The sequence below is a fragment of the Streptomyces sp. NPDC002499 genome, assembly GCF_053595415.1.
The window spans coordinates 73564-88524 of the sequence record NZ_JBSFXO010000018.1; the positions used below are offsets into that span (position 1 = coordinate 73564).

General features: G+C 70.1%; 11 protein-coding genes. 8 read left to right on the forward strand and 3 right to left on the reverse strand.

Features of this window, described 5'->3' with window-relative positions; translation table 11 throughout:
* Positions 1–157 precede the first annotated feature (157 nt).
* Both ACWD5F_RS42005 and kstD read left to right on the forward strand, forming a co-directional pair.
* Positions 158–1264 (forward strand): sugar ABC transporter substrate-binding protein, encoded by a 1107-nt coding sequence (locus ACWD5F_RS42005; RefSeq protein WP_451261594.1) that lies wholly within the window; start codon positions 158–160, stop codon positions 1262–1264.
* A gap of 137 nt (positions 1265–1401) precedes the next feature.
* Positions 1402–3186: a 3-oxosteroid 1-dehydrogenase gene (gene kstD, locus ACWD5F_RS42010; RefSeq protein ID WP_451261480.1), complete on the forward strand. Its 1785-nt coding sequence runs from the start codon at positions 1402–1404 to the stop codon at positions 3184–3186.
* Here kstD and ACWD5F_RS42015 read toward each other — a convergent pair.
* On the reverse strand, positions 3183–3824 hold the full coding sequence (locus ACWD5F_RS42015; RefSeq protein WP_451261481.1) for a class I SAM-dependent methyltransferase: 642 nt from the start codon (positions 3822–3824) through the stop codon (positions 3183–3185). The genes kstD and ACWD5F_RS42015 overlap by 4 nt on opposite strands.
* 165 nt (positions 3825–3989) lie before the next feature.
* A complete protein-coding gene (locus tag ACWD5F_RS42020) occupies positions 3990–4193 on the reverse strand; it encodes a cold-shock protein (protein WP_003992177.1) in 204 nt (67 codons plus the stop codon).
* Between the two features lie 296 nt (positions 4194–4489).
* Between ACWD5F_RS42020 and ACWD5F_RS42025 the strand changes: the two genes are divergently transcribed.
* The 3 genes from ACWD5F_RS42025 to ACWD5F_RS42035 all read left to right on the forward strand — a co-directional run bounded on the left by ACWD5F_RS42025 (position 4490) and on the right by ACWD5F_RS42035 (position 7725).
* On the forward strand, positions 4490–5338 hold the full coding sequence (locus ACWD5F_RS42025) for a menaquinone biosynthetic enzyme MqnA/MqnD family protein (RefSeq protein WP_401714303.1): 849 nt from the start codon (positions 4490–4492) through the stop codon (positions 5336–5338).
* Positions 5339–5430: 92 nt separating this feature from the next.
* Complete coding sequence (locus ACWD5F_RS42030; RefSeq protein ID WP_451261482.1) at positions 5431–7263, forward strand: serine/threonine-protein kinase; 1833 nt, start codon at positions 5431–5433, stop codon at positions 7261–7263.
* Positions 7264–7347: 84 nt separating this feature from the next.
* Positions 7348–7725, forward strand: coding sequence for a nuclear transport factor 2 family protein (locus ACWD5F_RS42035; RefSeq protein WP_024757633.1), 378 nt, complete (start codon positions 7348–7350; stop codon positions 7723–7725).
* Between the two features lie 168 nt (positions 7726–7893).
* Here ACWD5F_RS42035 and ACWD5F_RS42040 read toward each other — a convergent pair whose 3' ends face one another.
* Entirely contained in the window at positions 7894–12462 is a 4569-nt protein-coding gene (locus ACWD5F_RS42040) for an FtsK/SpoIIIE domain-containing protein (RefSeq protein WP_451261483.1), read from the reverse strand.
* Between the two features lie 245 nt (positions 12463–12707).
* Here ACWD5F_RS42040 and ACWD5F_RS42045 point away from each other — a divergent pair, with 245 nt between their 5' ends.
* The 3 genes from ACWD5F_RS42045 to ACWD5F_RS42055 all read left to right on the forward strand — a co-directional run bounded on the left by ACWD5F_RS42045 (position 12708) and on the right by ACWD5F_RS42055 (position 14955).
* Positions 12708–13013: a WXG100 family type VII secretion target gene (locus tag ACWD5F_RS42045; RefSeq protein WP_401714300.1), complete on the forward strand. Its 306-nt coding sequence runs from the start codon at positions 12708–12710 to the stop codon at positions 13011–13013.
* Between the two features lie 101 nt (positions 13014–13114).
* Positions 13115–13438, forward strand: coding sequence for a hypothetical protein (locus ACWD5F_RS42050; RefSeq protein ID WP_451261484.1), 324 nt, complete (start codon positions 13115–13117; stop codon positions 13436–13438).
* Positions 13435–14955: a putative T7SS-secreted protein gene (locus ACWD5F_RS42055; protein ID WP_451261485.1), complete on the forward strand. Its 1521-nt coding sequence runs from the start codon at positions 13435–13437 to the stop codon at positions 14953–14955. The genes ACWD5F_RS42050 and ACWD5F_RS42055 overlap by 4 nt, the downstream gene beginning before the upstream one ends.
* Positions 14956–14961: the final 6 nt, after the last annotated feature.

Below are 14961 nucleotides of genomic sequence, written 5' to 3' on the forward strand. Positions count from 1 at the left end.
GTTACGACAACATCTTGACGTAACACACGTGTGACGGTTGGCTGTCGGCCACTCGGGTATCCACGCGTCCCCCGCGGACCCTCGAGAAACCGCTTCCCCCCACGCTCCGCCCGCTCGGAAGGCCCCCGTCGTGAACGCTCCCCTCCGCCGGACCGCTGTGCGCCGCTCAGCCACGGTCCTGGCCGTGTTCAGCACCGCCCTCTCCCTCACCGCGTGCGGTGCCGTCGACGCCATCAGCGGGGGCGGCAGCTCCTCGTCCCCGACGAAGGGCGACGACGTCACGGTGGGCCTGCTGCTGCCGGACAAGGACACGGCACGCTTCGAGAAGTTCGACTACCCGATCATCAAGCAGCAGGTCACCACCCTCACGAACGGCAAGGGCAAGGTCGTCTACGCCAACGCCGAGGCGAGCGTGGCCAAACAGAGCAGCCAGTTCCAGAAGATGATCGACGACCAGGTGGACGTCGTCCTGGTGGACGCCCTGGACTCCAAGGCCATCTCCGCCGAGGTGCAGAAGGCCAAGGACGCCGGGATACCGGTCATCGCCTACGACCGGCTCGCGCAGGGCCCGATCGACGCCTACGTCTCCCACGACAACGAACTCGTCGGCGAGGTGCAGGGCCGGGCCGTCGTCACCGCCCTCGGCGACAAGGCGGCGACCAGCAAGATCGTCATGATGGACGGCGACGTCAACGACCCCAACACGGGCAGCTTCAAGGCCGGCGCGCTCAGCGAGCTCAAGGGCAAGGTCGTCATCGCCAAGGAGTACGAGACCCCGCAGTGGCTGCCGGCCACCGCCAAGGCCAACATGCTCAAGGCGATCCGGTCGGTCGGGCTCGACAACATCGCCGCCGTCTACTCCGCCAACGACGGCATGGCCGGCGCCGTCATCGACGCCCTCAAGGAAGCCGGCGCGGACAAGATCCCGCCGGTCACCGGGCAGGACGCCAACCTGGACGCCGTCCAGCGGATCGTCTCGGGCGAGCAGTACATGACCGTCTACAAGTCCTTCCTGCTGGAGGCCACCGGCGCCGCGAAGCTGGCGGTCGCCCGGGTCCAGGGCCGCGACATCGAGTTCGACGCGCTGACCCAGGACCGGGTCGACAGCCCGACGCAGAAGGACATCCCCGCGAACCTGGTGCCGGTGGTCGCCCTCACCAAGGACAACATCAAGCAGACGCTGATCGCGGACGGCGTCTACACGGTCAAGGACATCTGCACCCAGGCCTACGCGGCGGACTGCGCGCAGATCGGCCTCAACTGAGCCACCGGGCCACACCTGACCCACAGGGCCAACTCGCTTACAGAGCAGGGTATTTCGGCTCCGATAGTTATTGACTTCACAAGACCCTCGCGCGACATTCCGGTCTCCTTGTCCTCGTTCGGCAGGAGGAACCCGAGATGTCCACGAGCACGTACAGGGAGCCCGGCAGACCCATCGGGCTGCCGACCCGCAGACAGGTGCTCGGCACCTCCGCGGCGGCCGGCGTCGCCCTCGCGACCGGCGCCGGTACGGCCACCGCCGCCGACCCGCCGCTCCTGGGGACGTACGACGTCGTCGTGATCGGCTCCGGCGCGGCCGGCATGACCGCCGCGCTCACCGCGGCCCGGGCGGGACTGAGCTGTGTGGTCGTCGAGAAGGCGGCCACCTTCGGCGGCTCGGCGGCCCGGTCCGGGGCCGGCATCTGGATCCCCAACAACCCGGTGCTGCTGGCCGCGGGCGTCCCGGACACGCCCGCCAAGGCCGCCGCCTACCTCGCCGCGGTCGTCGGCCCGGACGTCCCGGCCTCCCGGCAGCAGGCCTTCCTCGCGCACGGCCCGGCGATGATCTCCTTCGTCATGGCCAACAGCCCGCTGCGCTTCCGCTGGATGGAGGGGTACAGCGACTACTACCCCGAACTCCCCGGCGGCCTCCCGAACGGCCGCTCCATCGAACCCGACCAGCTCGACGGCAACGTCCTCGGCGCCGAACTCGCCCACCTCAACCCGCCCTACCTGGACGTCCCGGCCGGCCTCGTCGTCTTCAGCGCCGACTACAAATGGCTCGCCCTCTCCGCCGTGAACGTCAAGGGCGCCGCCGTCGCCGCCGAGTGCCTGGCCCGCGGCACCAAGGCCGCCCTGCTGGGCCAGAAACCGCTCACCATGGGCCAGTCCCTGGCCGCCGGACTGCGCGCCGGGCTCCAGAGCGCCGGCGTCCCGGTATGGCTGAACACCCCGCTCACCAGCCTGTACGTCGAGGGCGGCGCCGTCACCGGGGCCGTCGTCACACGCGCGGGCGCCGCCGGTCTCGTACGCGCCCGGCGCGGTGTCGTCGTGGGTTCCGGCGGCTTCGAGCACAACGCGGCCATGCGGGCCCAGTACCAGCGCCAGCCGATCGGCACCGACTGGACCGTCGGCGCCAAGGAGAACACCGGCGACGGCATCCGGGCCGGCCAGCAGGCCGGCGGCGCGCTCGCCCTGATGGACGACGCCTGGTGGGGCCCGGCGATCCCGCTGCCCGGCGACCCCTACTTCTGCCTCGCCGAACGCACCCTCCCCGGCGGCCTGATGATCAACGCCGCCGGCAGCCGCTTCGTCAACGAGGCCGCCCCCTACAGCGACGTCGTCCACACCATGTACGACCGCAACCCCACCGACCCCGACATCCCGGCCTGGCTGGTCGTCGACCAGAACTACCGCAACCGCTACCTCTTCAGGGACATCGCCCCGACCTTCGTCCTGCCCGCCGACTGGTACGGCTCGGGCGCCGCCCACAAGGCCTGGTCCTTCGACGCCCTCGCCGCCTCCATCGGCGTCCCCGCGGCCGCCCTGCGCACCACGGTCAGCCGCTTCAACTCCCAGGCCCTGCTGGGGAAGGACCCCGACTTCCACCGCGGCGACAGCGCGTACGACCACTACTACACGGACCCCGGCGTCCTCCCCAACTCCTGCCTCGCGCCCCTGTGGCTGCCCCCGTACTACGCCTTCAGGATCGTCCCCGGCGACCTCGGCACCAAGGGCGGCCTGGTGACCGACGCCAGGGCGCGCGTGCTGCGCTCCGACGGCTCGGTCATCCCGGGGCTGTACGCCGCCGGGAACGCCAGCGCGGCGGTGATGGGCCACAGTTACGCGGGCGCGGGCTCGACGATCGGTCCGGCGATGACGTTCGGGTACATCGCGGCGCGGGATCTGGCGGGGGTGCTCTAGAGGCTCTTGCGGACGAGGAGGATGGCCTGGGGCGTCGACTCGTTGGGCCAGGGTTCACGCACGGTCTGGGAGACGGGCGCGAACCCGGCGGCCAGCAGCAGCGGGAGGACCTGCTCGGGCCGGCGCCGCAGGAAGTCCAGCTGTACGTCGTGTCCGAAGGGCCGGTCGTGGCGGCGCGGCTCGTCGCCGATCTGGAAGGCGAGGAGCAGATACCCGCCGGGGGCGAGCAGGCGCAGGAACTCGGCGAAGAGCGCGGGGAGTTCGTCCACAGGGGTGTGGATGGACGAGTACCAGGACACGGCACCCGCGAGCGACCCGTCGGGCAGGTCCACCGCCAGCATCGAGCCGTGCTCGAAGCGCAGCTCAGGGTGCTCGCGCCGGGCGATCGCGAGCATCGACTCCGACAGGTCGAGCCCGAGGACGACGGACAGGCCCAGGGAGGCGAGGTGGGCGGTGATCCGCCCCGGCCCGCAGCCCAGGTCGGCCACGCGCGCGCCGGGCCCCACCAGCTCCGCGAAAGCGGCGAACATCGCCATGTCCACGGGCTTGGTCAGCTCGGTACGGAAGAGGTCGGCGTAGTCCTCGGCGATGGTGTCGTAGAACGTGCGGGTCGCGGTCACGAAGTCGGGTTCGGTCATGCCCCCGGACGCTACCGACGACCACTGACAACGCTCCCGACCTGCGAAGACCTCACCGCCTCCGCCCGCGCAGCACAAAGGCAGGAGCCCCGTCGCCTTGCGGCACGGGGCTCCTTGGGTAGTGCAACTCGTACTCAGATCGCCGGGCCGACGGCCCAGGTCACATCAGACCGGCGTGACGTTCTCCGCCTGCGGGCCCTTCGGACCCTGGGTCACGTCGAAGGAAACCTGCTGGTTCTCCTCGAGCGAGCGGAAACCGGACGCGTTGATCGCGGAGTAGTGAACGAAGACGTCGGGGCCTCCGCCTTCTTGGGCGATGAATCCAAAGCCCTTTTCGGCGTTGAACCACTTCACGGTTCCGGTAGCCATAAGCCCTCCTTGGGCCCAAAGGGTCGCCCTGCTCCAGAACCCTGCACGTGTGAAAACAAGTCCCGCACTACTGCATACGTCTGAAAACGACTAGAGCCCGCGGTTACATGCTCCGCAGGCTCTGTACTGCAAGGGAAACCAAACTGCAACTTGCGGCGAGCCTAGCATGCAGGCACCCGAAAGCAATAGAGGCCAAGATCACGTCACCGGAACGTTTGATCTCGGGCGTGTCGCGTTGACGGTGGGGTGGCGGGGGCGGTCGCCATACCACGTGCCGCAGGGTCTAGCCTCGCGATGTGGACAATTCTCGCACCCGGCCGCGCGTCGGACACATCCAGTTCCTGAACTGCCTGCCCCTGTACTGGGGGCTCGCGAGGACCGGCACCCTCCTCGACATCGAGCTCACGAAGGACACCCCGGACAAGCTCAACGAGAAGCTGGTGCGGGGCGACCTCGACATCGGTCCCATCGCCACCGCGGAGTTCCTCAAGCACGCGGACGACCTGGTCGTCTTCCCGGACATCGCCGTCGGCTGCGACGGTCCCGTGCTGTCCTGCGTCATCGTCTCCCAGGTCCCGCTGACGGAGCTGGACGGCGCCCGGGTCGCCCTCGGGTCGACCTCCCGCACCTCCGTCCGCCTCGCCCAGCTGCTCCTCGCGGACCGCTACGGCGTGACCCCCGACTACTACACGTGTCCGCCCGACCTCAGCCTGATGATGCAGGAGGCGGACGCGGCGGTCCTGATCGGGGACGCGGCGCTGCGGGCCTACTTCCACGACGGCCCGCGCTACGGCCTCCAGGTGCACGACCTCGGCGCGCTCTGGAAGGAGTGGACCGGACTGCCCTTCGTCTTCGCCGTCTGGGCGGCCCGCCGCGACTACCTGGAACGCGAGCCGGAGATCACCCACAAGGTCCACGAGGCCTTCCTCGCCTCCCGCAACCTCTCCCTGGAGGAGGTCGGCAAGGTCGCCGAGCAGGCGGCCCGCTGGGAGGTCTTCGACGAGCAGGTCCTGGAGCAGTACTTCACGACCCTCAACTTCGACTTCGGCGCCCCCCAGCTGGCGGCGGTCGAGGAGTTCGCCCGCCGGATCGGCCCGACGAGCGGTCTCCCGGCGGACCTGAAGGTGAATCTGCTCCAGCCGTAGCCGATCCGTGGGCGATCCGTAGCCGGCGGGGAGTCTTCCGACGGCCGTCGGCGCACTAACCTTCTACTCGTTACGGGGGAGGGGTGGACGTCATGCAACCGCTCGGAGTCGACGAGCCCACCGTCGTGGGGCCCTACCGCCTGCTCGGCCGGCTCGGTTCCGGCGGGATGGGACGGGTCTACCTGGGCCGCAGTGCCGGGGGCCGCACGGTCGCGGTGAAGATCGTGCACCCGCACTTCGCCCTCGACGAGGAGTTCCGCGCCCGCTTCCGGCGCGAGGTGGACGCGGCCCGGCGGGTGGGCGGCGCCTGGACCGCCCCGGTGCTCGACGCCGACCCGCAGGCCGCCGTCCCCTGGGTCGCCACGGCGTACGCGGCCGGCCCGTCCCTGACCGGCGCGGTCACGGACGGCGGCCCGCTGCCCGCCCCTTCGGTACGGGTCCTGGGCGCCGGTCTCGCCGAGGCGCTGACGGCCGTGCACGAACTGGGCCTGGTCCACCGGGACGTCAAGCCGTCCAACGTCCTGCTCACCCTGGACGGCCCCCTGCTCATCGACTTCGGCATCGCCCGCGCCACCGACGGCACCGCGTCCCTCACCTCGACCGGCGTCTCCATCGGCTCGCCCGGCTACATGTCCCCCGAGCAGATCCTCGGCAAGGGCGCCACGGCGGCGGCCGACGTCTTCTCGCTCGGCGCGGTACTGGCGTACGCGGCGACCGGTGAACCCCCGTTCCCGGGCGACTCGTCGGCCGCCCTGCTCTACCGGGTCGTCCACGAGCCGCCCGAACTCGGCTCGCTGGAGGGCGAGTTGCGGGAGGTGGTCGAGGCGTGCCTGGTCAAGGACCCGACCGACCGGCCGACCCCACCCGAACTGGCCCGCCGGCTCGCTCCCGAGGGGACGGCCCGGCTGGTGGCGGGCGGGTGGCTGCCGGGGGCGCTGGTGGAGCAGGTGAGCCGGAGTGCCGTACAACTGCTGAATCTTGAGGCGGTGCTGGGGGAGACGGGGCAAGGGGGAACGGGCCAAGGGGGAACGGGGCTGAGGGAGGCGGCTTCCGGGCCGGTGGGGTTCAGCAGTCCGTCGGTCGATTCGAGTGGTTCCGTGGGGCAGTTCGGGCCGCCGCCGACGATGGCTCCACCCATGCCTGCGGCCACGCCGACATTCGCGCCCGTCTCCGCGCCCACCGGCGTTCCCGAGCCACGTGACGCCACTCCGCAGGAGACGACGGGGGTGTCCGGTCCCGGGAACGAGCGCCCCGGCAAGCTGTCCGTGTCCGTCGCGGCCTCGTCCGCGCCGGGGAACGGGGGGCGCGGGCGCCGGATGAGCTGCACCGTGGCGCTGGCGGTCGCGGGGGCGCTGGCGGCGGTGACGGTGGGGTCGGTGTTCCTGTTCGACCTGATGCCCAACGGCGGCAACAACAACGACGCGTCGGGCGACACGAGCGCCAAGTCCTCGGCGCCGGCGGCCACTTCGGGGAACGAGCCCGGCTCCTCGGCGAGCCCGAAGCCCAGTTCCGGGCCCAGCGGCAGCAAGGAGCCGAGCCCCGGCCCGACGAGCGCGGGTCAGACCGCCGGGTCCGCCGTCCCCTCCTCCTACCTGGGTACTTGGGAGGGCTCGGCCCTCGCCCTCGACGGCACGCTCCCGGTCGGCACCTTCCGGCTGACTGTCCGCCAGGCCGCCGTGGGCGAGACGTTGGGCACCCTGCGCCAGACCGACCAGCTCGGCGGCACCTGCGACGACAACCTCACCGTGAAGTCGGTGACCAAGAAGGAGATCGTCGCCACGTCGACCGGCGCCGCGTCCAACCACGACGGGTGCAATCCGACCCCGCACACGGTGCGGTTGTCGCTGGTGGGCGACGATCTCAAGTACGTGTCGGACAGCGAGGCGGAGGGGAATCCGACGTCTCGGATGTCGCGGGCAAACTAGTGCTGTGACCGGGATGGCTCACCGTGGGCGGGAGACGGCTGACGGGACGAGCGCGGTCCGCGAGGCGGCTGGTATTACTGGTGCATGCAGGAAGAGACCGCACGGTCCGCGATCGACACGTTCATCTCCGCGTTCAACGCCTCGGACGACAGCTATGTGACGGCGCTGCTCTCCCAGGCCCTCACCTCGGACGTGGTCTTCTGGGGACCGTTGGGCCGCAGTGAGGGGATCGAGGCGGTCGAGCGGTTCGTGCTGGACATCCGGCGCCACCCCGCGGGGACCGGCACGATGGTGCGCTGTTCGGCGGTGGACATGCCGGACGAGTGGGCCCGGTACCAGTGGGTCTTCACGACGCCGGACGGAGGCCCCCGCCTGGCGGGAACGGACGTCGTCCATCTGCGGCGGAGCCTCATCGACCAGGTCATCGTCTTCGCGGGGGAGATCGAGCCGTCCGCCTCCTGAGTCGTTCTCCTCCGGCGCCGTCCTTCTCCTGAACCGGCCCCGTTCGGGGCTCCGGGTCTGCCCGGCCTCCCGCCCACGGAGGGTCCAGGCAGGCCAGGCCGATCTCGTTGAACCGGTGGATGCGGTCACAGCACTGGCCGCGGGCCGACCGGAGGTCGCCCCTCCTCGCTACATCGGTGTCGTCACCGTGACGTGGTCCCCGCCGCCCAGGTGGAGCATGCCCTTGCCGGGGGTGACCGGGCCGCCGACCATGCTGCGGTTGGTGCGGATGCCGATGAGTTCGCCGGAGCCGGACTCCTGCGGGGAGAGCAGGATGCCGCGGCGGGCCTTCTTCGCGTCGACCTGCCAGCCGGAGAAGCCGTCGCAGATCTCGTCCTCGTCACCGGCGATGACGACGGCGAGGCCCTCCTCGACGCCGCGTTCGACGATGCGCTTGAAGACGTCCTCGGCGTCGCAGTCGTCCAGTACCTCGGCGTCGTCGACCAGGACGACGATCGGCTCCGCCGGGCTGGCCGTCCCGACCAGCTCCTCCAGCTCGTCCTCGTCGACGTCCCGCCCGGTGAAGACCTTCAACACGCCTTCCTGGCCGTCGAGTTCACGGAGCGGGGAGGGCCGCGGGGCGGCGACGACGAGACGTACGCCCTGGGTGAGGTAGGAGCGGGCGAAGTTCAACAGCACCGTGCTGCGGCCGGACTTGGCGGGGCCGCCGATCACGAACGCCGGGACGCCCTGCGCGAGGTCGGGGCCGAACGCGGTGAGTTCGTCGCCGCCGACGCCCGCGATCGCCCACAGCGGAGTGCCGGCCGTCGCCGAGTCGCGCATGGCCCACGCGTCCTCGAAGGAGATCCGGCTCGGCAGCACGTCGACCCGGAACGGCCGCCGCTCACGCGGGACTTGGGCGTCCCGGGCGGCCGCGGCCTCGCCGATCGCCACCAGCGCGGCGTTCTGGCCCTGCCCGGTGGTGTCCTCGGAGAGCAGCGCGAACTGGGTCTCCGCGGCGGTCTCGTTGCGGAAGGCGCGGCCCGGCGGGATCTCCTCGGGCACCTTGCGGGAGTTGATGTCCAGCATCGAGAAGTCGGCACGGTCGGCGAGCCGCAGACCGAACTTGTCCTCGGTGAGGGAGGAGATACGGCCCGCCAGCAGCTGCCGGTCACCGGTGATCACGACATGGATGCCGACGCTCGCGCCTTCCCGCATCATCACCATGACCTGGTCGGTCAGTTCACCGTGGTTGTGTTCGCCGAGCGTGGGCAGCCAGCCCTCCCAGCGATCCAGCAGCAGCACGATGTGCGGCAGCCGCTCCTCCTCGGTGACGGCGGCCCGCTGCTCGCCGATGTCGGCGAACCCCTTGTCGGCCAGCAGGTCCTGACGACGGGTCACCTCGCTGCCGAGCCGCCCGATGAGCCGCTCCACCCGCTCCAGCTGGTTGCGTCCGACGACCGCGCCGCAGTGCGGCAGCCGGGTCAGCGCGTTGAGCGCGCCGTTGCCGCAGTCGATGCCGTAAAGGTGCACGTCCGCACAAGAGTTGGTGCGGGCCAGCGAACCGGCGATGGTCCGCAGCAGCTGCGAGCGGCCGGTGCGCGGGGCGCCGGCCACGATGAGGTGCCCGAAGGTCGCGAAGTCGACGGCGACCGCACGCCGGGCCTGGTCGGCCGGCAGGTCCTCGACACCGTACGGGGCCGCGGGCAGCGAGCCCTGGGCCTGCACGGCCGGGACGTCGCCGAGCAGCAGCGAGTCGTCCAGCGCGGGCAGCCACGGCGAGTGCTGCGCGGGGATGCCGAGGGCGGTGTTGGCCTCGCGTACGACGTCCACCAGCACCTTGAGGTCGGTGATCTCGTCGTCCTCGCGGGCCTCGGACTTGGGCTTCTGCAGCGCCCCGCGCCCCAGGTCCTGCCAGGTCAGCGGCCCGGCCCAGGGCGCGAGCGTCGCCGGATCGGCGGCACCGGGACGCCGGCCACCGACCCGCCCCGACTGGAAGGGCACCAGAGAGGCGTGGCCGAGCCGGACGTACGCCCGTCCCGGTGTGCTCTTCGCGATGTGCCCGGCGTCGGGCGCGTCGATGACGTCCGTGGACTCACCGGCGTCGGTCACGCGCAGCGCGATGCGGAGGTTGGTGTTGGCGCGGATCTCCGGGGAGACCACACCACTTGGCCGCTGGGTGGCGAGCAACAGGTGGATGCCGAGGGAACGTCCTCGCTGGGCGATGTTCACGAGACCGGCGACGAAGTCGGGCAGGTCACGCACCATCGACGCGAACTCGTCGATGACGATGAGGAGTCGGGGCACCGACGGATGACTGGGCTCCCGTCTCACCAGATCCTGGTAGTCCTCGATGTCCTTGGCGTCGGCGGCGGCGAGGATGTGCTCGCGCCGCTTGAGCTCGGCGCCCAGCGACTCCAGCGCGCGCTCGACGAGGTGGGCGTCGAGGTCGGTCACCATGCCGACGGTGTGCGGGAGTCGGACGCAGTCCTTGAAGGCGGCGCCGCCCTTGTAGTCGACCAGGACGAACGTCATGTTCTCCGGCGTGTTCGCGACGGCGAGGGCGGCCACGATGGTCTGCAGCAGCTCGGACTTGCCCGAACCGGTCGTACCGGCGATCAGCCCGTGCGGGCCGTCCCGCCGCAGGTCGATGCCGAACGGACCGTCGTACGACTCACCGATGACGGCCATCGTCGACTGCCCGCCCATCCGCCACCGCGCGGCCACCGCGTCCCGCGTGGGCGGCTCCAGTTGGAGCACGTCCAGCAGCCGGCTGGCGCCGGGCAGCGCGGAGTCCTCGGTCTCGCCGCTGATGTCGCGCAGCGGGGAGAGGGAGCGGGCCAGCCGCGCGCACCAGGCGGCGGAGACGAAGTCCGGCCGCACGTTCCGCTTGCGCAGCGCCCCGCTCTGCTCGACCCGCAGCCGCAACTCCAGTACCTGCTCGGCCTGTTGGTCGTCGTGCTGGACGTTGGGATGCCAGGCCTGGAAGGAGGGGAAGCCACCGGCGGACTGGGCGGCGGCGGGCACGGTGGCCGGGGATTCATCGTGCTGGTGCGGCTCGGCGACGACCACGGCCTGGCACTCGCCGGGCAGGAACCGCTCCTCCTCGTCCAGGCAGACCGACCGGATCGCGACCCCCGGACCCTCCCGCAGCAGTCGTACGACACCGGGCATGGACCGGAGCCGCCGTGAGCCGTCCCATACGACGACGATGTCCGGGTCGGTGAAGGCGGGACCGTCGGTCTTGTTGCGGCCGCCCTGCTGGAGGGCCTTCTGGCGGCCGTCGAGCAGCTGGGTCAGCTCGCCGACGCGGGCCGCGACGGTCTCGGCGTCGGTGCCGATGAGGACGTTGACGTCCTGGCCGCCGGTCGGGCGGGAGTGCGGCAGCCAGCGCACCCAGTCCCAGCGGTCGTGGGCGTCGTTGTCGGTGAGGACGTAGAACTGCACGTCCATCGGGCTGTGCAGGACGGCGGTCTGGGCGACGGCCCAACGCCCCAGCGCGTGCGCGGAGTCACCGGGCCCGGCGACCCCGACGACCCCGAGGTCGCGCAGCGAGAGCGCGACCGGCGCGTCCTCGATGTACCAGCGGACCTTGCGCTTGTGCTCGTCCTGCTCCGGGTCGTCCAGCTCGACCTCGGAGGGCAGACGGCCGGTGCCGAAGCGCAGCAGCAGATGGTCGGCGTCGGTGCGCCGGCGCTCCCACAGGCGGGTGCGGGGACCGGTGCCGAAGGTGAGCACGGCGGCCGGATCGGGCACGGCCTGCCGCCGATCGCCCCGCTCGGTGACGAGAGCCTCTTGCGCGTCCTTCTCGATCCGCGCCTTGTGCTCCTTGTATTCCTTCTGCTGTTTGGCGTGGGACTTGCGGCCGTGCTTCTTGTCCATGAAGTAGTTGCCGAAGAGCATCAGCGGGCTCATCAGCGCCATGATCAGGTAGTACCAGCGCCCGAACATCATCACCGACACCACGGCGCCGACCAGCGGCAGCACCGCCATCAGCCAGGGCAGCGGCCGGGCTTCGTAGTCGCTGGGCGGGTTGGGCAGCGAGAAGCTGGTCTGCCGGTCGGCGGGCCGCAGCCGCGGGGGCCGGTTGTAGTCGAGCGCGGAACCGTCCTCGGACCACTTCAGCGCGGCGTTGGGCGGGGCGTACGCGTTGATCTCCAACAGGCTGTTGCCGAGGGAGAGTTGGGAGGAGAGGGGCCATTCGCCGCCGGTGAAGTCCGCACCGTCGAGCCGGGCTCGGTCTTCCGCGTCTTTCGTCTCTTTACCTGCGTGGAGGGCGAGTTGGCAGGTGCCGTCGATGGCGATGGAGAGGGTGGCGGCGCGGGCGGGGAGTTCGGGGTCGTCGATGCGGAGGTGTGCGGCCGGTCCGTTGCCGATGTCGTACTTGCCGACCCCGAGCCGGTGCACAGCCCCGGCGGCGGGACCGCCCACGACCCGGAACTCCACGACACCGGTGGGCTCCCCGAGCAGACACCCGGCCGGATCGTGCAGGCTGACGACGACACCGTCGCGCAGGGGAGAGCCGACGACGTCGGCGGCGGGATCGAGGGCGTACCCGTCGACGTAGGCGAGAGGGGAGCTGCCGGCGCCGAGGCCCCGCTGCGCGCCGATCGGAATGATCTGCGCACTCCCGCTCAAACCGACATGCTTCGCCAACTCCCCGGTGATGTCACCGACGGTGGACTCCGGATCGGCGTCGAGCACCACGTCGGCACTGGCACCGCCGAGCGGGTCGACGACGGTAAGACTCAGGCGCACGCTAGGTCCCCCAACAGACTCAACACAGACTGGGAGCGACCTTAGCCCGAGAGCCTTTGCCGTACGCAACGGGATGTGCGACGGTTCACGATTCCCTTGCACGAGGCCCCTGTGGCCCCACGGGTCGCACCCGTAAGATCTTTGCTCGTGCGGACTACCGCCGTACCGAGGTACGGGTGGGACGGTTCGCACGAACGGTGCCACGGGGGAAGGCCCTGAGGCCACACCAACGGGAGGGAGCCGTCATGGGCAAGGGCAAAGACGCAGACCTTACTTATGCCGAGATGGAGAAGGTCGCGGGTGACCTGATCAAGGACATGCACGACCTGGAAGACAAGATCAAGTCGGTCGAGAAGCGGGTCTCGGCACTGGTCGAGAACGGCTTCTCCACCCAGAAGGCCTCCGGAGCGTACGACGACTCCATGAAGGACTTCACCAAGGGTGCGACGAAGACGATCCAGGGGCTGCACGGGCTTTCGGACTTCTTGAAGAAGGCGAAGGAAGCGTACGAGCAGCTGGACGATCAGTTGGCTAAGTCGGCCAAGGGCTGATCGACGCGGCGGATGCGCGGGGACGTCGGTGCGGCGGGCCTTCTGGGCGGCCGCACCGACGTCGCTGTGTCAGGACTTCTCGGAATTCTCAGCGGGGGACCATGTCGGATCAGACAGCTGATCTCTCTCGTATCAAGGAGAGCGCCCGCTCTCTCTCCAGGATCCATCGGGAGTTCAAGCGCAACGCGAACCCCGCGGACGGACTGGGGGTGCCCGTCCTCGGTGAGAAGGGCCTGGTCGACGTCTTCGACGACTTCGGTGACAACTGGAGGATCCACCGGGAGCGTCTGACGGACGAACTGGAGAAGCTCTCCAAGATCCTGACCACGGCGGCGAAGGCCTACGAGGACATCGACCACCAACTCGCCGATGCCCTCCGGGGTACGGACCCGAAGAAGCCGACCGCCAAGGAGGGACCCGGGTGACACGCCCTCGGGCCGACGAGTGGTCGGCGATCGGGGAGTCGGCCGATCCGGTCCCGGGTGATCCGGAGGAAGTCGCCAGACTCGGCAGGGACCTGCGCAAGACGGCTGAAGCCATCAGGAAGCAGGCAGGCGAGATCAAGGCGCTTTCGTCCGTCGAGGCCTGGAAGAGCAAGGCGGCGGACGAGTTCCGCCAGCAGGCCGAGGAAGCCGAGGGCAAGCTCCGAAAGGCGTTCAAGCGCTACGACGCCGCCGCGGACGCTCTCGGGGAAAAGGTGAGCGAGGGCACGGACTCCAAGGAGTACGCCTCCGAACTCCACCGCGCACAGAAGATGGCCGACAAGGCGCTGCGCGACGCCCAGGACGCTCACGACGAGAACCAGGCGAGCAGCACCGCGATCGGGAAACTCCCCAAGGACACACCTGACGACGATCCCGGCCGGGACAAGCTGAAGAAGCGCCAGGAAGCGTCGGCTTCCGCAATGGAACGGGCGAAGAAGGATCTCGAAGCGGCCAAGGACGTGCGTGACGCGGCGGCCAAGAGGGCACGCGACTCCATTCGTCACGCCATCGACCACGACGGGCTGAAGGACGGCCGCTGGGACAAGTTCAAGGACTGGGTGCACGACAACGCCGGATTCATCGAGGAAGTCCTCAAGTGGTCGGGCTGGATCGCGACGATCTGCGGAACGCTGTCCTTGCTGGTGGGCTGGATTCCGGTGATCGGCCAAGCGCTCGCCGCAGTCCTCGGAAGCATCGCGCTCCTCGCCACCCTCGTTTCTCTGGTGGGCCACACGCTGCTGGCGCTCGCCGGTGAGGGCAGTTGGTTCGATGTCGCCCTGGACGTCGTCGGACTCGTGACGCTGGGCATCGGCCGTGGAGCCATCGCCGGTGCCAAGGGTGCCTCGCTCGCTGCGAAGGCGACCGCGCGTTCGGCGGCGGGAAGGGCGCTCAGGGCGGGCATCAGGGCGAAGCCCGGCACGGCTGCGTATCAGAGGGCCCTCAACGAGACGTGGAAGAAGGCCAACCTGCTCAGCGGCGGTGCTCTGCGTGGCAAGGCCGGCGTCAAGGTGATCGACGAGATGCCGAAAGGTTGGTTTCCCGGGGCGGCACGGCTGAAGGAAGCCTTCAACCCCAAGTCGATCTACAACGAGTTCAAAGAGGGCTTCAAGGGCGTCAAGGACTTCCGGCCCAGCAACGTCCGGCAGTTGGGGCAGAGCGAGACATGGGCGGGAGTCCGCCCGAGAATCGGGGACTCTGGTATCGCCGATCTCGAAAAGAGCATGGGGCAGATCTCGGAGTCCCTGCGGGCGGATGACGCGGTGCGGGCGGCCGGTGACGTCTTCAAGGCCCAGACCCGGATCTGGGCGGGCTCGACCGGCCTCGCCTCGGCCACCGACCTTGTCGACAAGGGGGAGATCACCGGCTGGATCGGTGACCATGTGGGGCTAGGCGGATTGGACGACGGGCTCTGGTCGGCCACCGGGGTCAAGGAAGCCACGACGACGAGCAATGGATGAACAGGA

What these genes read in the sequence shown, in the direction of transcription:
- kstD (WP_451261480.1), top strand. Translation starts at nt 1,402, where the DNA reads ATGTCCACGAGCACGTACAGGGAGCCCGGCAGACCCATCGGGCTGCCG.
- ACWD5F_RS42015 (WP_451261481.1), bottom strand. Translation starts at nt 3,824, where the DNA reads ATGACCGAACCCGACTTCGTGACCGCGACCCGCACGTTCTACGACACC.
- ACWD5F_RS42020 (WP_003992177.1), bottom strand. Translation starts at nt 4,193, where the DNA reads ATGGCTACCGGAACCGTGAAGTGGTTCAACGCCGAAAAGGGCTTTGGA.
- ACWD5F_RS42030 (WP_451261482.1), top strand. Translation starts at nt 5,431, where the DNA reads ATGCAACCGCTCGGAGTCGACGAGCCCACCGTCGTGGGGCCCTACCGC.
- ACWD5F_RS42035 (WP_024757633.1), top strand. Translation starts at nt 7,348, where the DNA reads ATGCAGGAAGAGACCGCACGGTCCGCGATCGACACGTTCATCTCCGCG.
- ACWD5F_RS42045 (WP_401714300.1), top strand. Translation starts at nt 12,708, where the DNA reads ATGGGCAAGGGCAAAGACGCAGACCTTACTTATGCCGAGATGGAGAAG.
- ACWD5F_RS42050 (WP_451261484.1), top strand. Translation starts at nt 13,115, where the DNA reads ATGTCGGATCAGACAGCTGATCTCTCTCGTATCAAGGAGAGCGCCCGC.